The sequence below is a fragment of the Pseudoalteromonas sp. T1lg10 genome, assembly GCF_002964545.1.
Classification (GTDB): Bacteria; Pseudomonadota; Gammaproteobacteria; order Enterobacterales; family Alteromonadaceae; genus Pseudoalteromonas.
The window spans coordinates 294,922-315,608 of the sequence record NZ_PQBV01000051.1 but is presented as its reverse complement, the minus strand read 5'-3'; the positions used below and the strand labels follow the sequence as shown (position 1 = coordinate 315,608).

The following is a 20,687-nucleotide window of genomic DNA, read 5'->3' as shown; positions in this document are numbered from 1 at the left end:
CTATGAAACATTGGGTTAGCCGCGCCTTGGTCCTGACTTTTATGCCTCTGCTGCTGGTAGCAGGCATCGCCTTGCTGTGGCAGCTCAAACCTATTGCCATTAAAAGCGATATGCTGGCCTTGTTGACACCCGTTTCAAATGAGCAAAGCCCAGGCAAGCAGGCTCAAGACTTTTATCGAGCCCAGCAACAGCTGCTTGGTGAACAGCAACAGCGTCTGGTTTTTTCGCTGCAAGGTGCAAACAGTGAGCAAGCTTATCTAGAGTTGGCTCAGGGTTTGGCGCACGCTGGCCTTAAGGTGCAAGAGCAGCAGCCGCAGTTAACGCAAATAATTGACTTTTATGCGCCTTATCGCGGCGCTCTTATGAGCCCTGAATATGCTCAGGCCATTGCCGACCCCGCGCAATTTAATCACTACTTTCAGCGCCAGTTGGCGCAAACTGCCTCGCCCTGGTTAAGCCAGAGCCTGAGCCGGGATACGTCCTTGGCCACCTACAGCTTTGTCAGTGCCCTCAGTGGCGAGCAAGCCCTGACCCTGGTGGATGGTAAATTACAAGGTCGGGATGAGCAGGGTGAGCCGGTGTGGATTTTGCTGGCGCAAACGCATGAAAGTGTAAGCAGCATCAGTGCCACAGAGCGTACCGCCGCGGCCATAGATGAGCTTTTAGACCAGTTACAACTAAGCTATCCCCGGGTGCAAGTGCGTCATTCCGGTTTACTGTTTCATAATGCCGAAAATGCCACTCAGGCAAAATGGGAAATGAACCGCTTTGGTATTGCCAGCGTTGTCTTGTTGTCTCTTTTTGTATTCTTGTCCTTGCGCGGTGCCTGGCCCTTGTGGGTGAGTATGCTGACGGTGAGTACCGCCATACTCAGTGGTCTTTTGGCGCTGTTATTACTGCGCCAGGAGATCCATCTACTGACCCTGGTCTTTGCCACCACCTTGATTGGGGTCGCCATAGACTATGCGTTTCATGCCTTAGCGGACAAAGCCGCGCAGCAAGGCCGATATTCCCGTGCCCTTAAACGTGGCCTGCTGTTGGCGCTGTGTTCAACCGCCATCGGCTATTTGTGTTTTCTTAGCGCGCCCTTGGTCTTGCTGCAAGATGTAGCCATCTTTGTGGTCGCCGGCTTAGTAGGTGCCTGGGTGTTTACCCGCTTCTGTCTGGCTCCTGTGGCCATGACCTTGAGCTTTCGTGCTTCTGTAGTATCGGGTGCCGAGCTTGGCCTTAAGTGGCAAAGCCAGGCTAGATGCCACAGTGGCAAGGTTTACCTGGTCCTGGCGCTGCTGTGCGTGCTACTGAGCTGGTGGCGTATGCCTGCCAGTAATGACTCCATCGCCAGCTTTAATGCCAGCAGTGCCGAGTTGATGGACACCCAAGTTAAGCATCAGATGTATTTACAAGGCTCCGAGCCGATACAGCGCTTAATCCTTAAGGGCGAGGATGTGCAGCAGCTGCTGAGGCGCGAAGAGCAAGTTAGCGCCTGGTTGGAAGAGCAAGGTGCTCGGGCACAAGGCCTTAGCCGTGCCTTGCCCAGTCTGACTCGTCAGCAGGAGAATGCAGCGGCCTATAATAAGGCGGTGGCAAGCGGCGTATTTACGCCATTGCAAGCCTTTAGCGGCCAAGCCATTGCACCGACGAGCGCAGCGCTATTGGATTATGATGCCTTTGTCAGCGGCCCCCTGAATGAAGCCTTTAGCGATGTGGTGCACCTTGATGGCGCTGTCTATTCCCTGCTCAATGTCAGCTCCGTCAGTGCAGCACAATTACAGATCCTAGGTACCCATTACGATTATGTGGCGATTGTCGATGTGCCGGGGCAGCTCAGTGCCATGTTGGCGCATTTTCATCGTGGAATTCACCTTGCCTTATTATTGGCGGCAGTGGCCATTATATTGATTTTCGTATTTAGCTTTGGCTGGCGTCATGGCCTTAAAATGGCGGCTTGGCTGGCTTTGGCCACGGCGCTGATCGTCAGTGTGATTGCCCAGTTCAGCGCCATATCCGTGTTTCATACCCTGGGGCTTATTCTGGTGTTGGCACTGGCAGTGGATTACTTTATTTTCTATCGTCAGGGCGGCCACAGTGCCCATACCCTGGTGGCAATTAGCCTGTCGGCACTGTCGTCGCTGGCGGTCTTTGCCATGCTGATTTTTTCCAAAACGCCTGCGATAAGCCAATTTGGTGGTGCCGTATTACTGGGGCTGCTGGTGGTTTACTTTTTGGCACCTTTAAGTATCGAGAATAATAATGACAAACAATGATTGTACAGTGGATGTAGTAGTGATAGGTGCGGGCCCATCAGGCGCCCTGGCCAGTGCCTTGTTACAGCAATTGGGTTGGCAGGTAAAGGTCTTGGAAGGGCAGCATTTTCCGCGATTTTCCATAGGTGAGAGCCTGTTACCTCAGTGTATGCACTTTCTCGCCGAGGCCGGCATGGACAAGGTGGTGGACGAGCATGCCGAAACTCAGGCATTTCAATATAAAAATGGCGCCGCCTTTCATTATCGTGGTACCGACACCGAAATCGACTTTACCGATAAATTCAGCCCTGGTCGCGGCACCACCTATCAGGTAAAGCGCGCTAATTTCGATAAGCTGCTTGCCGATGCCGCCGCCGCCAAGGGCGTGGATATCTGTTACGGCCATAGAGTGCAGGCGATCACAGAGCAAGATGATGGCATGCTACTGACGGTAACTCAGGGCGAGGAGCAATACCAGCTGCATAGTCGCTTTGTCCTTGATGCCAGTGGTTTTGGTCGGGTATTGCCACGCTTATTGGATTTAGATAAGCCCTCAAGTTTACCGCCGCGCAGTGCCTACTTTTGTCATGTTAAAGACGGCATTAAGGCATCGCGTTTTGACCGTAATAAAATCCTTATTAGCGTGCACCCCGAGCACAGGGATATCTGGTATTGGTTGATCCCTTTTGCCGATGGCACCGCAAGTTTGGGGGTGGTGGGTGAGCCTCATCATTTTGATACCTCTATCAGCAATGAGGAGAACCTCTGGGCTAAGGTGAAGGCAGAGCCGAATCTGGCCGACCTGCTGGCTGATGCCGAAGCCGTTAACCCGGTGCAAACCCTGGGCGGCTATTCCGCCGATGTATCCAGCCTATACGGCAAACACTACGCCTTGCTGGGCAATGCCGGAGAGTTTTTAGACCCGGTATTTTCATCTGGGGTGACTATAGCGCTAAAATCCGCCTCCTTGGTGGCCCCGGTGGTCGATGCGCATTTGCGCGGTGAGCAGGCGGACTTTGAAGGCGAGTTTTCTACCCCGCTTAAACGCGGAGTTGAGTGCTTCAAAACCTTTGTTAATGCCTGGTATGACACCCGCTTTCAGGACGTGATTTTCTATCCCGAGCAAAGCGATGAAGTGCGCCGTATGATCAGCGCTATCCTCGCCGGTTATGCCTGGGATGCGAACAACCCTTATGTGGTGCAAAGCGAGCGCCGATTAGATGTGTTGGCACAATTGTGCCAAATGGAGCCCTGTTAATGCGCTGCTTATGTCTGCTGCTACTTTTAGTGCTTAGCGGTTGCGCCAGTTACAGCCCCGTGGAGCCGGAGGTAAAGGATAAAGCCGTGATGTTCAGTGCCGAGGTTGGCTTAGCACTGAGCGCGCCGCCTTCTGAGCTGCTTAACAGTCAGTGGCAAAAGCGTATGTTTGTTACCAAGGCACAAACTCAGCAGGCTCTGCTGAGTCAATTGGCCATCAATGGCGAAGGCGAGCTGCGTTTAGCCTTGATGAGCGCTGCCGGTTTACCCGTTTTTACCTTGAGCTACAACGCCGAGCAAGGCGTGGCGGCCCAGCGCTTTATTGCCGCCGAGGATTTGGATCCAAGTTATATCCTGGCCGATATTCAACTGGTACATTGGCCTGTGGCCCAATTAAATAAACATTTAAAAGGGGCGCACTTGATTGAATATCGCCAAGGTGGCGAACTTATCCGCGAGCTGCGCCAAAATGATACCAGCTTGCTGGATATACGTTATGGCGGCGAGGTGATCATATTGAACAATAAAATTCATCACTACGAGATCCGCTTTGAAGAGGTGAAGCCATGAGGGCATGGTTAAATGATTTAGGCATAGTAAGCGCCTTGGGCACGGATAAGGCGCAGCATTTACAGGCGCTATCCAACCAGGAGTTAGCCGGCGGTGCTATCACTCCGCTAACACAGGGCAGTGGTTTACATTACGGTGACCAAACGGATCAGCAAGACCCTTATGTGGGCCTGGTGCAGGCAATTCCTTTAACTGCCAAGCAGCGCAATAACCGCCTTATAGACCTTGCGTTGCAGCAATTGGCACCGACGCTGGCGCGCATGCGCGAGCGCTATAGTCCGGCGCGCATTGCCGTGGTTGTCGGTACCAGCACCGCCGATATTTACGACGGTGAGCTGGCCCGCAAGCATAAAGCACAAACCGGCAACTGGCCCGAGGATTACCATTATGATCAGCAGGCTCTTGACGCACCCGCCGCCTATATCAAGGAAAAGCTCGGTTTAGAGGGCATTGCCTACAGTATTTCCACCGCCTGCAGCTCCAGCGCCAAGGCGTTGAGCAGTGCCAAGGGTTTATTGGCCGCCGATTTGGCCGATGCGGTGATCTGCGGTGGCGCCGACAGCTTGTGTCAGCTTACCATTAATGGCTTTAGTGCCCTGGCGTCGACCAGCAGCGGCCTGTGTCAGCCCTTTGGTGCTGAGCGTGATGGCATTAATATAGGTGAGGGAGCCGCGCTCTTTGTGATGAGTCGCGAGCGCGATTTGGGCGAGAGTTCTTGTGTCCTATTAGGTAGCGGTGCCAGCTCTGATGCCCACCATATGTCGGCGCCAGAGCCCAGCGGCAGCGGTGCTCTTGCGGCCATGCGTCAGGCTTTGGCACAAGCCAAGTTAAGCCCAGCCGAGATAGATTATGTTAATGCTCATGGCACGGCGACGCCGAAAAATGATGAAATGGAAGCCAAGGCCATCGCCGAGCTGTTCGCCGACGCTGTGCCTGTAAGCTCGACCAAGCACTTAACCGGGCACACCTTGGGCGCTGCCGGCGCCATAGAAGCGGGCTTGTGCTGGCTGCTTATCGAACAACAGCGTTTAGGGGCGCAGGCACCGCCATCGGTAACACCTTTGCCTTGGCACAGTGGTTATGCGCTGGATGCCGACTTGGCACCAATCCATGTATTACAACAACCAATAATGAAAATTCCAACAATCTGTATGAGTAATTCTTTTGCCTTTGGTGGCAATAATGCCAGTTTAATTATCGGAGCAGTCGATGCGTGAGATAAGCATGACGGAACTTATCGCTCATCGCCCGCCCATGGTGTTGATCGACTCTCTCGTTGCGTTTGACGACGACAGTGCCCATTGTCAGGTGCGCATCCGTGAAAATAGCCCCTTTTATGATGCCCAGGTGGGTGCGGTGCCAAGTTATATCGGCAGCGAATATATGGCGCAGGCCATTGCCGCCTATGCCGGCGCCCATGACCTGGATCAGAGTCGGGAAATTAAAATTGGTTTTCTTCTCGGCAGTCGTAAAATTCGCTGTCATAAACCGCGCTTTGACAAGGGCATCTTGTTGGATATTCTGGTCGAAAAGGTGATCCAGGACGAGTCCGGCTTAAGTGTATTTGCTTGTCGTATTGAAGATCAGGGTGATTGTTTGGTCGAAGCCAAAATTAATGTTTTCCAACCCGCCGATCCAATGAAATTTATTAAGGAAAATCAATGAACAGACGTATTTTAGTGACCGGCTCTAGCCGTGGGATCGGTAAGGCCGTGGCGCTGCAATTGGCAGAGCAAGGTTTTGATATTACGCTGCATTGCCGCTCGCAGGTGGCCTTGGCCGAGCAGGTAGCCGAGCAAATTAGCGCCTTAGGTCGAGCGGTTAATATTCTTGTTTTTGATGTCACCGACCGAGCCCAGGCCAAGCAAGAGCTGGAAGCGGATATCGCTGCCAACGGCGCCTATTATGGCGTGGTCTGTAATGCTGGCGTTACCCGAGACACCGCCTTTCCGGCGATGACAGACGAAGAATGGGATACTGTGATAAGCACAGGCCTTGATGGTTTTTATAATGTCGTACGCCCTGTGGTTATGCCCATGGTCAGTGCCCGCAAGGGTGGGCGCATTATTACCTTGGCTTCTGTGTCGGGTATTGCCGGAAACCGTGGTCAGGTAAACTACAGTGCCGCCAAGGCCGGTATTATCGGTGCTACTAAGGCGTTATCGCTGGAGCTGGCCAAGCGTAAAATCACGGTAAACTGTGTGGCGCCAGGTTTGATTGAAACCGAGATGACCGCCGAGCTCGATACCAAGATGCTGCTTGAACATGTGCCGATGCGACGCATGGGCAGTGTCGATGAAGTGGCTGCAACCGTGGCCTTCTTGGCCTCGGATCAGGCGGGTTACATTACCCGTCAGGTTATTTCCGTCAATGGTGGATTAGTATAATGAAACGTGTGGTGATTACGGGCATGTCCTGTATTACGGCCTTGGGTGATGATTGGTCGAGCTTCCGTACAGCCCTTGAGCGTGGCGAAAATGCCGTGCAAACCATGGGGCAGTGGGATGATATCAGCGATCTCAATACCAAGTTGGCGGCGCCTGTCACCCATTTTGAGCGCCCAAGCCATTATAAACGCAAAATGGTGCGTTCCATGGGCCGTGTGGCCCTAATGGCCACAGTGGCCACCGAACGTGCCTTGCAACAGGCCGAGCTGCTGGGGCATCCGGCGTTGACCAATGGTGATACCGGTATTGCCTATGGCTCATCTACCGGCTCAACACCACCGCTCATTGCCTTTGCCGATATGATGAAGTCGGGGCAGATGAGTGGCGTGACTGCCACCAGCTATATTCAGATGATGGCGCACACGGCGCCGGTGAATATCGGTGTATTTTTCGGTCTTAAGGGCCGGGTGATCACCACCAGCTCCGCTTGTACCTCGGGCTCTCAGGGCATAGGCTATGCCTATGAAGCCATTAAGTACGGCCGCCAAAAGCTGATGGTGGCCGGGGGTGCCGAAGAGCTGTGCGTTACCGAGGCGGCGGTGTTCGACACCCTGTACGCCACCAGTTGCAACAACGATAACCCTAAGGCAACGCCGCGTCCTTTCGACAGCAAACGGGACGGTTTGGTCATAGGCGAGGGGGCCGGGACTCTGATCTTAGAAGAATATGAGCACGCCAAGGCGCGCGGTGCCACCATATTGGCGGAAATCGTCGGCTTTGGCTGTAATTCTGACGGTCAGCATGTCACCCAGCCCACCAGTGAGACCATGCAGGTGGCCATTGAAATGGCGCTGCAAGACGCCGAGCTTAGTGCCGATCAGATAGGTTATGTTAACGCTCATGGCACCTCCACGGATCGCGGTGATATCGCCGAATCTCATGCCACCTTTAATGCCCTGGGTGCCAAGCCCATCAGCTCGTTAAAGAGCTACCTCGGCCATACCTTGGGAGCCTGTGGCGCCATTGAAGCCTGGGCCAGTATCGAGATGATGCGTGATGGCTGGTTTGCGCCCACCATCAACCTAGACTCGGTGGACGAGCAATGCGCGCCGCTTGATTACTTAACACAAGGCACAGAACTAGATTGTGATTACGTGATGAGTAATAACTTTGCCTTCGGCGGTATTAATACCTCTTTGATCTTTAAGCGAGTTTAAGCCATGCGCAAGGGATTGATGGTCTATGTGCTGCTTTTGCTATGTTCATTGACCCCCGCGTTTGCCGAGGGGGTTAATGAGGACAGTGTTAAAACCGTCGAAGACAAGGCAGGGAAAGACGCAGTTAAAAGCAGCCGTGAGCTGGAATTGGGCGTGGGAATTTTTACCACCTCCTTACCTCATTATCTCGGCTCGAGTGAGCATAACAAGTATACCGTGCCCTTGCCCTATGTGCGTTATCGCAGTGAACGCATGAGTGTCGACCGCAACAGCGCTGTGGGTTATTTGTGGCAAAGTGATAACTGGCACCTGGATGTGTCAGCGACCGCCAGTTTGGCGGTGGACAGCAAGGACAATCAAGCCCGCTCGGGCATGGACGACTTGGATTGGGTATTTGAATTAGGTCCAGCCTTGGATTATTATTTTGCCGGACAGCCACGTAGTGATAACTACCTGAAAAGCGGTTTGTTTGTGCGAAAGGCGCTGGCTACTGATTTCACCTCCATTGATGATATCGGCTTTCGAATGGGCCCTTATATGCAATGGCAGCAATTACTTTGGCAAGAGTCTGAGCAGACGGTGAGCATCACCGCCCGCGGCGCAGTTAACTATGCCAGCAGCCAGTATGTTGATTATTTTTACGGCGTAGGTGAGCACCAAAGCACGGTGCAGCGCCAAGCATATAAGCCGCAATCCGGTTACAGCGGCAGCGAGTTGTCCGTGGGTGTCAATTACGACAGCAAGCGCTGGTGGCTTGGTGGTTTTGTAAAGTATTACCGCATTAAGGATGCGGTGTGGCGCGATAGCCCCTTGGTTGAGCGACATCATAATCTTGCCTTTGGCATCGGCCTGGCATGGAAGTTTTATAACGTAGAGGGAAATTAACGATGAAAAAATCAGTATTTTTAGCACTGGGACTGGCACTAACGGCAAATACGGCCATGGCTCGTGACGATATAGGCCAATATAATATCGCCGAATTGCTGGAAACTACTAAGGCTAAAAATGCCCTGCTTGATGTGCCGCTGTATTTCGGTAATCAGGCTTATGGCGAGGTGCAGGAAACCTACGGCGAGGTGACCACCAACCAAAAGACCAATGCTTTTAATAAGTCCGACAAGGAAGCCTGCCAATGGGTGATGCTAAGTGCCCTAAAGGCCTTGCAGGAGCGCGCCAAGCGTGAGGGTATGAATGCGGTGGTGAATATCCAGTCTTATTATAAAAAGCGTGAATTTGTCAGTGAAACCGAGTTCGAATGTGGCGCCGGCTTCTTAATGGCGGGCGTTTCCCTAAAAGGCACGCTGGTTAAACGCTAAGTACTGGTTAAAGGCTAAGTAATGAAGGCTACCTGTTCCTATTATGAATAAGGCAGCCTTTTCTTTTTCCAGTTATCGCACGTGCGCTCGCAACTCCTAACGCTCACGCTCGTAACTCTGAGCAGCAGCCCATGCGCCTCCCCTGAAACAGCAGTTTGCCTAGGGCCAAGCTTAGTTGTGCAAGGTAACTCTGGGCTCGGCGTCTTTGTCGCTTAGGCTGAAATGAATATCGTCGCCACGCTTGTTGGCGACCTCATTCATACGGGTAAGCATGCGATTAATGCGCTCGCGCTCATAGGGGTTGTCAATACAGTGCTCGGCGTCATAAACCGTGGCCTGCACATAACGATACAGCGCCTGGGTATATTCTCGGTTGTGCTCACAAACAAACAGAATATTCTTTAACGCCTCAATCAGGTTGACCAGTACCGTGGTGTCATTACAGCCATAGTGGCGGATGGGGTCGAAATTCTCTTCCAGCAGGGAGGCCAGACTGGGCTCATAAAACCAGAGCAAAGGCGACTGTTGCTGTTCGGTATTGAGTAGGGTGTAGTTATGATCCGCCACATGCAGGCGGGCAATGGTCAGTATGCTAAGCATATCTATGGCTTTGACCGCTGTGCCTGGGTCGTTAATGCCCGGGCTGAGCGCCTTAATGGCAATTTCGGCAATTTGCCGCAGACCATAACTGTAATGATCACCTATGTATTCCTCGATATAAAATACGCTGCATTTATGAATTTGCTCGCAGAGCTCTTCATCGGCGCTAATATCTCTGTCCAGCGCCAGATAGGGAAAGCCTTCAACACAGAAAAACCCCGGCTCCACCTCGGTCACCATACGCAGCTCATGTTGTGCTAACAACTTACTCAGTTGCTGGGTATGCACACCCTTAAAGTAGCCGGCGCGAGGGCTTTTGAGTCGATACCAATCACAATAATCCGGCACCGCGGCGGCAATTCTCGGATCTTGGTAGGCGATCAGGTTTTGCAGTTGCTTATTGGTTTGCGCAAACAGGGTATTCAGTACGCTGTCGACCTGGATGGAGCGTGAAATGGAATGGATAAAGAATACAAAGAGCACCAGATTGTAAATACCTATGGCCAAAGCGAAAAAAGTGCCTAAAGCCGGAGTTTGCAAGGTCTCCCCCTCGGTGTGGATATTCATCAGGGTAAGCAGGGTAAAGACTATGCTGCCCAGATACATGCCGAGCACATACTGGTGCGCCTTGATGGAGATAAGCCCAGGCAACACCCGTGGCGACAAGGTAGCGGCGGCATTGTTTAACACCACCATAACCATGGAAAAGCTAAACACGGTGAGCGAGATCAGGCCGCCGGCGAGGATACCGAGCAGGGTTTTGGCGGTATCAACATCGGTAACAAAGAGCACCGGCCAGGCCTGCTTTATGCGCATTACCCAGCCTTGGTATTCTATATTGGCCAGTACCATGGCGAACAACATAAAGAGGGTAATAATAATCGCAGGGTAGAAGCCAATGCTGCTGACAATGGCGCGGTATTGATCTGCTATTTTCCGGGGCGTGCGCATAAATACCTCATTATTCTATGTTATTGTCAGCGAGCTACTCGTTAAAATACAGCACAATGCTGCCCCCTTCGAGGGCGCTGCCATGATGATAGTTTAGGCCAATGCCGATATTTTCCAACCAGGAAGACCAGGTGCTGGTATCGAGTAATACACCTACGCCATATTCATAAAAATGATTAGTTGCAAAGGCGCTGGCGCTGTCTCCCCCTAGGTCGACGCGATGGGCCTTAATATAGATGGCCTGAGTAAACTGGCCTATATGCGCGGTATCGAAACGCGCCTTAATGCCATTTTGATAACGCCAGCCTTCCGGCCTTATTTTACCCAAGGCTGAAGGCTCCACCAGTGTGGTGCCGTAGTAATAACTATAACTGGTTTTATATTCATAGTAGCCCCAATGGCGAGGTAGGCGATACATCATCTCTACATGCGGGCTGGCAACAAGGGCGTTGGCACTAATGTTAACTACGCTGCCATCGAGGGCTGGCGCCAATACCTGTCTGCTGAGCTGAGAGTTATAGTCGTAGTCGTTGTAATAACGAAAACCCTGCAGACGAGCGCCAAAACCGAACCACCATTTAGAGCTGATTGGCCGCTCAAATATCCAGTTGGCGCCAAACCCATAGATGCTTTCTTCGAAGCTATCGGCGCGCTCTTGGTTAAAAAGATTTAGGCTGTTTTTTTGGTCTATGTAGCTGCCTTGCAGATGCAACTCACTGTTATATTGACTGAATATTTCCGGGCTGGTGGTTTTGATACCAAACGGCACATTAAACACATTGAGGTCTTGGCGTAATTCATTGCCGCTTTGCGAGTCGTTATCAAACAGTGCCGCCGGACTACTGAAATGACCATAACCCAGGCTTACTGACTCGCCATTGGTGAGCACCATGGCCGTGGCGAAGTTTTGCTCCAACAGCTTTGCTGCGCCGGCGATGCTGTAACAGGGCAGGCAAATCAGGGTTATAAGGAAGAAAATACGCACAGTTATCTTAATAACCAATTGAATAGTCACACTATAGCAGCTAACAAAAAGCCGGCAACTAAGGCCGGCTGAGGATGTTATTAAGGTTGGTAATAGATTGGTGAGCCCGGACCCACCGGCATACCCAGTACGAATACCCAAAGATAGAATAAGCACACCCAACCAACGAAGAAGATCATGCTGTACGGCAACATGGTCGCGACCAGTGTGCCTATGCCCATGTCCTTCTTGTATTTACAGGCCACCGCCAATATCAGGCCGAAATAACTCATCATAGGGGTGATCAGGTTGGTTACCGAGTCACCGATACGGTAGGCCGCCTGAATGGTCTCCGGCGCATAGCCAATTAGCATCAGCATGGGCACAAAAATAGGTGCGGTGACCGCCCACTGTGCCGATGAAGAGCCCAGGCTAAGGTTAACAAGCGCACACATCAGGATAAAGAACACGAACACCTCGGGGCCGGTCAGATTCAGCGCCTGTAACAGGGCTGCGCCGTTTACGGCTAATATGGTGCCAAGGTTGGTCCATTTAAAGAAGGCAACAAACTGGGCGGCGAAGAACACCAGCACAATATACATGCCCATGGAGCTCATGCTCTTGCTCATGGCATCAATGACATCGCGGTCATTCTTCATGGTGCCAACCACGCGGCCATAGACAAAGCCCGGAATGGCGAAGGTGATAAAGATGATGACCACTATGCCTTTTAAGAAGGGTGAGCCCTTAATTTCGCCGGTGGCTTGATGGCGTAAGATGCCGTCGTCCGGGATAACGGTAAAGGCAAGTAATACACCCAAGGCCAGGAAGGTAAGACCTGCCCATTTTAGGCCGCTTTTTTCGCGCTGGCTAAGGTGCTCAATTTTATTCTCGCCGAGGTCGATACTGGCTTCGCTCGGGTCGTATTTGCCCAGGCGCGGCTCGACAATTTTCTCGGTCACCCAGGTGCCAAGGATGGCGATTAGGAATACGGACACGAACATAAAGTAGTAGTTGGCTTCGGCGCCGACCTGATAATCTGGGTCGATCATTTGTGCCGCTGGTGTGGTAATACCGGCCAATAATGGGTCAATAGTACCTAGTAACAGGTTAGCGCTGTAACCGCCAGATACACCGGCAAAGGCGGCAGCCAAACCGGCTAAGGGGTGACGGCCAAGGCTATGGAAAATCATCGCCGCCAGCGGAATAAGTACCACGTAGCCGAGCTCAGAAGCAGTATTAGAAAGAATGGCGGCAAACACTACCATAAAGGTAACCAGACGTTTTGAGGCGCCCATCACCATGCCACGCATGGCCGCAGAAAGCATACCTGAGTGCTCGGCAACGCTCACGCCGAGTAGGGCAACCAGTACGGTACCTAAAGGGGCAAAGCCGGTAAAGTTGGTAACCAGGCCTTCGAAAATACGTCTGAGGCCTTCAGCGCTCATCAGGCTCACTACCTCGATAACACCATCGGGATCGCGGCCTTTGGCGCCTTCTGGGCGAGGGTCAATGGCGCTAAGTCCGGCCCAGTCGGCGATGCCGCTGATCACCACTATGGCAACACAGAAAAGTGCAAATAATGTAATGGGGTGTGGAAGCAGGTTACCGAGAAACTCGACGGTCGCTAGAAAGCGATTAAACCAGCCTTTTTGTTGTTCTTGTTGTTCCGGTACGGCGGAGGATACAGCCTTGGTCATACCTTTATTATCCCTTGGTGTCACAAATTCGGACAAAGATACCATTAATGGCCCTTGGGATCATGGTGTTTCGGCAAACTCGCGCCTATAAGCGGTGAATAGCGGGGAAAATCAGCATGGCAAGCACAGGCAAATTAGGGCTCTTTACCTATGCTCAGTAGCTTGTTCATAAAGTCAGATTTGTTCTTCTCACTTTGATAATCAAGGTGATAGGTGTTATGAAAGCCAAAGCGTAAAAGTACGCCGCTGCCTTGCAGGTACAAGGTATAGCCATCAAGATCAGAATAGGCGTACAAGCCTTGGTAAAACTTGCCTTGCTCGGTTTGTTCGCCATGTTGCTGAATGCGCTCATAAGCACGGAGCAGGGTTTTACTGTCGATTTCATTTTTCATAAGCTAGATCCTTGCGATAAGGGACAAGTTATAATCTTTGGGTATGTGGCGTACAGCACAAAAAATAGGAGTAAACAGGTGCAAGTTCAAGTATTGGGAAGCAGCTCAGGAACACCGAGCAAAAGCCGAAATGTGTCCGGCTATGCGGTGTTTCGTGACGATCAAAAGCCCTGGTATCTGGTCGATTGTGGCGAGGCAACCCAGCATCAGATATTAAAAACCAAGCTGGCGCTATATCACCTTGAGGCTGTGTTTATCACTCATAAGCATGGCGATCATTGCTATGGCTTACCGGGTTTAATTGCTTCGGCAGGTTTATCGGGACGTACCCAGACACTGCGAATAGTGGCACCGTCAGAGGTGCTGGAGTTTGTCCGTGCCGCCATGGCAATGAGCGAATGGACCTTACCCTTTAATCTTGAGCTTGTAGATTTTGAGGAACTTAGTGGGCAAACCTTTGGTTGGGTTAAGGTTCAAAGCTGCCCGCTGCAACACAGGGTGCCAAGCCAGGGCTTTAAATTTATCGAAACCCAAATTCCGCGCAAACTGGATATTGAACGCCTGAGGGCAGAGCAAATAGCCAGCGGCTCCCATTACAACCTTCTGCAACGTGGTGAGGATGTGAGCTATAACGGCGTCCTATTGCGCGCTGATGACTATACCTATTTCGCTTGGCAACCCAGGGTGCTTGTTATCTGTGGTGACAATGAGACGCCCAGTTGTTTAGACCCAGTAATTGCCGGTGTGCATTTGCTGGTTCATGAAGCTACCTTTCTCGCCGCAGACTTACAAAAGGTGGGCCCCCATACAGGACACAGCGATGTGCAGCGTATCTGCGCCTATGCGCAAAAGCAGGCGCTACCGGCGCTGTTACTGAGTCACTTTAGTGCCCGATATGGCCCGGGAGAGGGCATGTCGGCAATAGCCGATGAGGCTAAAGGTGTGTATTGCGGACGCTTGTTTTTGGCAACCGACGGCATGGTAGTCGCGGTGGAGAAAAACACCGAAGTGAGGCTAGTGCAAAGTGACTTTAACAAGGAATAACCTAGTATGAGTTCACTAACTTTGTCTTTTGCTGAATTTCAGAAAGTCATCATTCTAAAATAGTGCGTATACTCGAAAAAGGCTTTGCCAATAGTTAGTTAGCTGTATTTTATAGTCTTTTGGAAGACTAAGTATCGCACTGTTTAAAAAATGAACAAATCTATTAATAAAGCACAGAAATACAATAGGTTGAAAATTGTATACTTGCACTTTTGTGCTCAACTTTAAAACTGGGCAAGCATGGATAGTGCTTTGATCTGCTCCGAAGTAAAATAAAAAATCTAGCTAAATCCGCTGTTCAGTTGGCATTAATTGATATTTTTATCTAAAAAGAGCTGTTTCTCCGCATTTTTATCCTGAACGCCTTGTTCAGTTACAATTTTGTTCGTTTCTTGTCCATTGATTTATAAAAAGTTTCAAAAATAGCTCAAAAAAAGATCAATTTTATCATTGAGAATCCTTAAATCACCTTGTTAGAATGCGCCTTCGCTTGGGCCCCAATGGTCCATGAAGTAAGATTCGAAAGCACTCTCGAAACGGCAAACATTAGGAAACTAATGTACGCAAAATCACAGGCCCTAACTGTTTAAGGCAGTGGGCAGCTGGATTACCGAAAGAGGCGCGTTGATAGAGCTCGGTTATTGACTTGGTCATAAAACTGGGAGCTTTCGAAGTGATGTACAAACTTTGAGAGGTTCTAGTAGTGACTATAACGAAAGGCGTCGTAACGCCTAATAAACTTTCTTCATCTGTTTTAAAAGCCTGTGGCCTAGGACTTTTGGCAACTACTTTGGGCTTTACCTCAAATAACCTTTATGCTGCAAACGGTAACGGCGTACAGAGTGCGATGCAGCATGAGCATACGGGCCGTGGCCAAGTATTCAAACAAAATCAAGCTGACACTCAAGCTAAGAAAAATCAATTAGAACAGCAAACCCTAGCGCTTGCCGCCACCATGGGCGAGCTTCGCCGTGCTAACAAGGGCGCCGGCAAGGGTGGCAAAGACAAATTTTCTCCTGCCTTTGAGCAACAACTAGAAGAATTAGTGACTGCCCGCCAGGCCAGCCAATACGCCTTATTACAGCTTGATGCCAATGCCGCATTGCGTACAGTGATGCCAAACGCCAAGCGTACCGGCATGCCTGCGCATATCGAAGCCAAACTAGCCCAACAAGCGGAGCTGGTGGGTCAACTGGAATTCGTTTATGAAGACTCAGATCAAGCTGGTCAAATCCGCCTAAGCTACTACCTAACAAGCGCTAATAACAAGGTTCAGCTTTTTGTGCCTGATAGTATCGACACTGAACTTTTGCAATCTGGTGCCCAGGTGCGCGTTAAAGGTTGGCAGTTTGACAATGGTGAGCAGGAAAATGTGCAAACCGCTTTGGTTCTTGGCGAAGAGCAGGCGAGTTTAGAAGTGCTTGCAGCTGGTAGTGATACTTCCAGTACCAGCACCTCTACTCAGGCCGCACTTACCGGCACCATAGGTGAGCAAAAAGTGCTGGTCTTAATGCTGAACTTCCAAGATAACCCAGTTAAGCCTTGGACAACCCAAGAAGTCGAAGAGATGGTGTTTGGCCGTGTTAACGACTATTACAAGGAAGCCTCATACGGCCAAACCTGGCTAAGCGGTGATGTGCGCGGTTATTACACCATGCCAATTGACACCACCTGTAGTTATTTAGGTATGGATAAGTATGCCATGCAGGCGGCCAAAGATAATGGTATCGATTTGAGCCAGTATAAGCGTCTAGTTTATATGCTACCGAAGAATAACAGTTGTAGTTGGCAAGGTCAGGGTACAGTCGGTGGCTCACCATCAAAAGCTTGGATCAATGGTGAGCTCAACCTTAAGATTATTGGCCACGAGCTTGGCCATGGCCTTGGCCTAAGACATGCCAAACGACTCAATTGCGGCAACGATGTTAATAATGACTTATGCAGTGCTCTTACCTATGGTGACAGCCTAGATATTATGGGCCGGTCAGAAGGCCACTTTAATGTGTTCAATAAGGAACGCTTAGGTTGGTTGACGGCCGAGCGCGGTGAAATTATTACCGCCAATGCGGGTGGTAGCTATCAGTTGGAGCCTTATGAACAAGTCTCAAGTGGTCAGGCCAAGGGTCTGAAGGTACGCCGTGGTACCGATGCCGCCACGGGCGAGCCTCTGTGGTACTACCTTGAGTACCGCCAAGGCACTGGTTTTGATAGCTTTTTAGCGGGCAAGCCGATTACCGAAGGGGTCTTGATGCACTACAATAAATCGGAAGATGATATTAATAGCAGTATCTTGATGGATATGACCCCTGGCAGCTCTATATATGATCAGGATGATGCTGCCTTAGTCGCGGGTAAGAGCTATAACGATGCAGTAGCCGGTGTCACTATTACCACGCAGTGGGCCGATAGCTCAGGCGTGGGTGTGAATATCAGCTACTCAGGCCATCAAACTTGTACTGCGGCCCAGCCAAGCCTTGCGCTGGCATCAAGCAGCAGTGTGTGGGCCGAGGCTGGTGAAACTGTATCTTATCGTGCCACGTTAACCAATAACGACAGTGCCGAGTGTGGCAGCAGCAACTATAACGTGTCTGCGCAAGTCGCATCAGGTTGGAATAGCACACAGCAAACCGTAAGCCTGGCACCGGGTCAAAGCACCACGGTTAGTTTGAGCGTAACCTCAAGCACTACCGCTACAGAGGGCTTCTACGATGTCACCATTAAGGGTGTGAATACCAGCGATAGTCGCTATCAAGCAAGCACTGTGGCTTCTTATGTGGTTGAAGCGCCAGTGGCTGCCTGTGTATCGGCAAATCCACAATGGACCTTGCAAAACACCAGCTCAACTCAGGTAGCGGCGGGCACAACTGTGACTTATCAAGGCACACTGACCAATAAGGATGCGGATAGCTGTGCGGCTTCGACCTTTGATGTGAAGGCAAGCCTCCCTGCAGGCTGGAAAGCAACTAGCCCAAGTGCAACTCTGGCGCCGGGTCAATCACAAACCTTAAACGTTAGTGTTACTTCGGCGGCGGATGCCAATGCCGGTGTGTATGACTTTAGCCTGGTTGCCGTCAATCGTAATAACGGCGGTTACCAAAGCTCGGCCAGCGCCACTTATCAGGTTGCGGCACCGGTGGCCAGTTGTAAATTAGCGGCACCAAAACTTGTTGTAGCTAATGCACAAGGTGCTGAAGTTGATGCCGGCACAGTACAAGGCTATAACGTCGAGATCACTAACCAGAATCAGGACTGCGGCGATGCGACCTATAACTTGAGCATTGCTACACCAAGCGGCTGGAGCGCTAGCAACAGCTCGGTTACCCTGGCTAGTGGCACGACTACGACGGTCAGTGTCAGTGTAATGTCAGCGACCAGCGCCAATGCGGGCAGCTATAATTTGACCTTGACGGCTAAGGACGTAGCAAATACCGCCTACAGCAGCACCAGTACCTTGGTTTACCGCGTGGCACAGCAACAAAACAATGCGCCGGTTGCCTATAGCGACAGTGTAAGCATGGCGTCTAAAACGGCCATTTACATTAATGTGCTTGGTAACGATAAGGATATCGATGGCGATACCCTAGTAGTTAAGAGCGCGACTCAAGGTGCCAAGGGGAGTGTGCAGGTACTGAGCGATGGCCGTATCAAGTACACGCCGGCAAAAAACTTTAAAAACGGCGATAACTTTAGCTACACCATTAGCGATGGGCAACTAGAATCAACGGCGACTGTAAATGTAACCTTGGCTGGCGGCAGCACTGGCGGTGGTGGTAATAAGGGGAAGGGTAAGAATTAATCTCTGCCACTATTAAGGTAGTACTGAGGAATAAACATAAAAAACAGCCGAGGAGTGAACCTCGGCTGTTCTTATCTTTTATTAAAAACTGCTATTAATACTCCTATTGTACAGTGATAACTTTGATGCTGACTTGCGCCTCGGCAGTGTCGCCAGCTGTGTCGGTAAGAACGGCCTCGATAGCTTTTGTTATGTCAATTGCCGCTGCGTCCTCGAGATCAGGATACCATTCGATGGTAAAGGCACATGTGTATGTATCAGTCCCTGTAGCTATACCGGAGTACCCTAGTAGAGTATTCGAGACGCAAGGAAGGTAAACATGTCCAAAGTGTGAACCACCATTATTAAGTACTCTGAATTCATCTACTACGTCCGGATTGGCAAAGACTGACATTTTAGAAGCTATATCTGTACCATCCCAGATTTGCAGAGAAGTAAGGTTGGCATTACGAACACCACCATTATTAATTTCAACGACAACTAGCGAACTGGTGACAAACTTCATAGCCGCACTTGCATCAAGTGGGGTGAAGGTAACGGTTGCATCATCAGAGTCACTCACATCGTCCCCATCTTCATCGGTACCATATATGGTTGCTAAATTTACATGAGAGTCACCATCGAGACCCTGTACTTGTAGAGTTATAGTACAGCTGGCGCTTTGTCCTGGCGCTAGATCGAAGCCGTCGTTCAACGCATCGTCAGCAATGGGTTGTAGACCACCACCCTCACCATCATCAAACATATCTACAATACAGCTATCGGTGAGATCCCCGAACATGTCATCGTCTAACTCGTCGAAGGTCACGGTATCATTCCCGCTCGCAGCAACGCTAAATGTAAAGGTGTAATCAATATCTCTAAAGATGGTGGGATCATCACCCGTTTCGGCAACGGTCTCTGGGTTGGCATCTTTTTGCAGGTCGACCTCTGATGGAACATTACTTATCATCACAGTTTCGGAATCAGAATCCGTTGCTTCGTCACCTTCATCATCTGTTGCCTTAGCCGTGACCACATTGGTATGTGCAAGAGGATCACCATCATCTGAGTTAGCATCAAGTTCATCGAGATTTTCGGTAAAGCTACAAGTGTAATCTGTGGTATTACTAATAGTACCACCGGTTGCACAATCGCCCTTACCATTCAAGTCGCCGAACATATCGTCTACGAGGTAGGTTAGGGTAACCGGAGAATCCCAGTCATCTGAGGTGTTGCTAACCACCACAGTGAATACAACATCACCACCTGACTCAGGCACTTGCTCTACATCTGCTGTTTTAGTGACATTGATAGTCGGAGGTAGGTTAGTTATGGTCACCTGCCTTTCTGGGCTACAGTGATCACCAGCAGCATATTGCGCAGCAGCTAGCTTGTCATAGCAAGAGTCATTGGTGGGATCTTCATCACCATCGGTTATGACCGCGCCATTTTTGTCTTCCAAGCTAGCTGCGATAAGATCGTTGTACTTTTGAGCTGTTGGAATTGTCGGCAAACTGCCGTCAACAATATGCACGCTAAATGCACAGCTATAGGTGCTGCCTGGGAACACTTCAACTTCACTCTCACCTTCTGCCGGCTTTTGACAAGTGCTACTTGTCAGGTAAACACCCTCAGCAGTATCGCCATCAACCGTAGTGGTAGCACCCCACAGGTCAATCTCTGTTTCATAGCTGCCGTCGGCATCTTTGTCTATCCAGTCTGAAAGTTCAGTTAGGAATATAGATTGCCCAGGTGCCGGTGTGGTATTAGGGTTGGTAAAACTAAGGGTATAAGTAAATACCCCGCCAGGTTCAGTATGTGTGCTGGTGCCAACAAGCGTTTTTTGGATGGCAGGAGCTTTAGGTTTGATAAACACATCAATATCGAAGGAATCGCAACGGCATTTGGATGGGGTGCCAGGTGCTGCGGGATCATTTATTGAGCAATCGGCATCTTCTTTATTGTGCCAGGCCATACAATAGTTAAACTCGGCCTTACCGGAGTCATCATCATCGCGGCAAAACATAGTTATAACTTCTTCTTCATACAAATGGGTCTCATCTAAACCTTTGCCTTTACCGATATCGGCACAGGCATCTAGACCGTCCTCAAGGTCGACCCCTGGATCATCATTTTGACCAAGCAGAACAGAACAGGTGTTGGAGGTGTTAAACTCCTGGGCGCTCCAGGCACCCTCAGGCAAATAAACCGAGTAGTCGTATCGTTTAGTGGCCGTTGTGGTGATGGTCACATCCGCTATGAAGGTGA

Annotated in this window: 16 protein-coding genes and 1 riboswitch; of the genes, 11 read left to right on the top strand and 5 right to left on the bottom strand. The window is 50.5% G+C overall.

Annotation, left to right across the window (positions count from 1 at the left end):
- Positions 1-2 precede the first annotated feature (2 nt).
- Genes C2M17_RS14655 through C2M17_RS14615 form a run of 9 tightly spaced genes read left to right on the top strand, consistent with a single transcriptional unit; the run spans position 3 to position 8,990 of the window.
- The gene (locus C2M17_RS14655) at positions 3-2,264 is read left to right on the top strand and encodes a hypothetical protein (protein WP_105201463.1); all 2,262 of its coding nucleotides are present in this window, start codon (positions 3-5) and stop codon (positions 2,262-2,264) included.
- Positions 2,251-3,501 carry an NAD(P)/FAD-dependent oxidoreductase gene (locus tag C2M17_RS14650; RefSeq protein WP_105201462.1) on the top strand — a complete coding sequence of 417 codons (1,251 nt, stop codon included), beginning with the start codon at positions 2,251-2,253 and terminating at the stop codon, positions 3,499-3,501. The genes C2M17_RS14655 and C2M17_RS14650 overlap by 14 nt, the downstream gene beginning before the upstream one ends.
- On the top strand, positions 3,501-4,070 hold the full coding sequence (locus C2M17_RS14645) for a DUF3261 domain-containing protein (protein ID WP_105201461.1): 570 nt from the start codon (positions 3,501-3,503) through the stop codon (positions 4,068-4,070). The genes C2M17_RS14650 and C2M17_RS14645 overlap by 1 nt, the downstream gene beginning before the upstream one ends.
- Positions 4,067-5,287 carry a beta-ketoacyl-ACP synthase gene (locus tag C2M17_RS14640; protein ID WP_105201460.1) on the top strand — a complete coding sequence of 407 codons (1,221 nt, stop codon included), beginning with the start codon at positions 4,067-4,069 and terminating at the stop codon, positions 5,285-5,287. Before C2M17_RS14645 ends, C2M17_RS14640 begins: the two co-directional genes overlap by 4 nt.
- Positions 5,280-5,735 (top strand): ApeP family dehydratase, encoded by a 456-nt coding sequence (locus C2M17_RS14635; protein WP_105201459.1) that lies wholly within the window; start codon positions 5,280-5,282, stop codon positions 5,733-5,735. The genes C2M17_RS14640 and C2M17_RS14635 overlap by 8 nt, the downstream gene beginning before the upstream one ends.
- The gene (gene fabG, locus C2M17_RS14630; protein WP_105201458.1) at positions 5,732-6,457 is read left to right on the top strand and encodes a 3-oxoacyl-ACP reductase FabG; all 726 of its coding nucleotides are present in this window, start codon (positions 5,732-5,734) and stop codon (positions 6,455-6,457) included. Before C2M17_RS14635 ends, fabG begins: the two co-directional genes overlap by 4 nt.
- The gene (locus C2M17_RS14625; protein WP_105201457.1) at positions 6,457-7,674 is read left to right on the top strand and encodes a beta-ketoacyl-ACP synthase; all 1,218 of its coding nucleotides are present in this window, start codon (positions 6,457-6,459) and stop codon (positions 7,672-7,674) included. Before fabG ends, C2M17_RS14625 begins: the two co-directional genes overlap by 1 nt.
- A gap of 3 nt (positions 7,675-7,677) precedes the next feature.
- The gene (locus C2M17_RS14620) at positions 7,678-8,559 is read left to right on the top strand and encodes a MipA/OmpV family protein (RefSeq protein ID WP_233998010.1); all 882 of its coding nucleotides are present in this window, start codon (positions 7,678-7,680) and stop codon (positions 8,557-8,559) included.
- A 2-nt stretch (positions 8,560-8,561) separates the two neighbouring features.
- A complete protein-coding gene (locus C2M17_RS14615; RefSeq protein WP_105201455.1) occupies positions 8,562-8,990 on the top strand; it encodes an excinuclease ABC subunit A in 429 nt (142 codons plus the stop codon).
- 171 nt (positions 8,991-9,161) lie between these two features.
- Here the strand turns inward: C2M17_RS14615 and C2M17_RS14610 are convergent, their stop codons facing one another.
- The 4 genes from C2M17_RS14610 to C2M17_RS14595 form a co-directional block, all read right to left on the bottom strand.
- Complete coding sequence (locus C2M17_RS14610) at positions 9,162-10,541, bottom strand: DUF2254 domain-containing protein (protein WP_105201454.1); 1,380 nt, start codon at positions 10,539-10,541, stop codon at positions 9,162-9,164.
- 34 nt (positions 10,542-10,575) lie between these two features.
- Positions 10,576-11,556, bottom strand: coding sequence for a Solitary outer membrane autotransporter beta-barrel domain (locus C2M17_RS14605; RefSeq protein ID WP_158684042.1), 981 nt, complete (start codon positions 11,554-11,556; stop codon positions 10,576-10,578).
- Between the two features lie 50 nt (positions 11,557-11,606).
- Positions 11,607-13,205: an AbgT family transporter gene (locus tag C2M17_RS14600; protein WP_105201452.1), complete on the bottom strand. Its 1,599-nt coding sequence runs from the start codon at positions 13,203-13,205 to the stop codon at positions 11,607-11,609.
- A gap of 134 nt (positions 13,206-13,339) precedes the next feature.
- A complete protein-coding gene (locus tag C2M17_RS14595) occupies positions 13,340-13,597 on the bottom strand; it encodes a DUF3081 domain-containing protein (RefSeq protein ID WP_105201451.1) in 258 nt (85 codons plus the stop codon).
- Positions 13,598-13,675: 78 nt separating this feature from the next.
- Between C2M17_RS14595 and C2M17_RS14590 the strand changes: the two genes are divergently transcribed.
- Together C2M17_RS14590 and C2M17_RS14585 are read left to right on the top strand one after the other, a co-directional pair.
- Complete coding sequence (locus C2M17_RS14590; RefSeq protein ID WP_199776036.1) at positions 13,676-14,641, top strand: ribonuclease Z; 966 nt, start codon at positions 13,676-13,678, stop codon at positions 14,639-14,641.
- A 528-nt stretch (positions 14,642-15,169) separates the two neighbouring features.
- A riboswitch (cyclic di-GMP riboswitch) is annotated at positions 15,170-15,256 on the top strand.
- A gap of 88 nt (positions 15,257-15,344) precedes the next feature.
- A complete protein-coding gene (locus C2M17_RS14585) occupies positions 15,345-18,437 on the top strand; it encodes an NEW3 domain-containing protein (protein ID WP_158684041.1) in 3,093 nt (1,030 codons plus the stop codon).
- Positions 18,438-18,540: 103 nt separating this feature from the next.
- Here the strand turns inward: C2M17_RS14585 and C2M17_RS14580 are convergent, their stop codons facing one another.
- Positions 18,541-20,670 carry a hypothetical protein gene (locus C2M17_RS14580; protein ID WP_105201448.1) on the bottom strand — a complete coding sequence of 710 codons (2,130 nt, stop codon included), beginning with the start codon at positions 20,668-20,670 and terminating at the stop codon, positions 18,541-18,543.
- Positions 20,671-20,687 lie beyond the last annotated feature (17 nt).

Bases quoted from the DNA above. Each gene is read 5' to 3' on its own strand.
- C2M17_RS14645 (WP_105201461.1), top strand. From the start codon at position 3,501: ATGCGCTGCTTATGTCTGCTGCTACTTTTAGTGCTTAGCGGTTGCGCC.
- C2M17_RS14610 (WP_105201454.1), bottom strand. From the start codon at position 10,541: ATGCGCACGCCCCGGAAAATAGCAGATCAATACCGCGCCATTGTCAGC.
- C2M17_RS14600 (WP_105201452.1), bottom strand. From the start codon at position 13,205: ATGACCAAGGCTGTATCCTCCGCCGTACCGGAACAACAAGAACAACAA.
- C2M17_RS14655 (WP_105201463.1), top strand. From the start codon at position 3: ATGAAACATTGGGTTAGCCGCGCCTTGGTCCTGACTTTTATGCCTCTG.
- C2M17_RS14640 (WP_105201460.1), top strand. From the start codon at position 4,067: ATGAGGGCATGGTTAAATGATTTAGGCATAGTAAGCGCCTTGGGCACG.
- fabG (WP_105201458.1), top strand. From the start codon at position 5,732: ATGAACAGACGTATTTTAGTGACCGGCTCTAGCCGTGGGATCGGTAAG.
- C2M17_RS14615 (WP_105201455.1), top strand. From the start codon at position 8,562: ATGAAAAAATCAGTATTTTTAGCACTGGGACTGGCACTAACGGCAAAT.
- C2M17_RS14625 (WP_105201457.1), top strand. From the start codon at position 6,457: ATGAAACGTGTGGTGATTACGGGCATGTCCTGTATTACGGCCTTGGGT.
- C2M17_RS14635 (WP_105201459.1), top strand. From the start codon at position 5,280: ATGCGTGAGATAAGCATGACGGAACTTATCGCTCATCGCCCGCCCATG.
- C2M17_RS14650 (WP_105201462.1), top strand. From the start codon at position 2,251: ATGACAAACAATGATTGTACAGTGGATGTAGTAGTGATAGGTGCGGGC.
- C2M17_RS14620 (WP_233998010.1), top strand. From the start codon at position 7,678: ATGCGCAAGGGATTGATGGTCTATGTGCTGCTTTTGCTATGTTCATTG.
- C2M17_RS14595 (WP_105201451.1), bottom strand. From the start codon at position 13,597: ATGAAAAATGAAATCGACAGTAAAACCCTGCTCCGTGCTTATGAGCGC.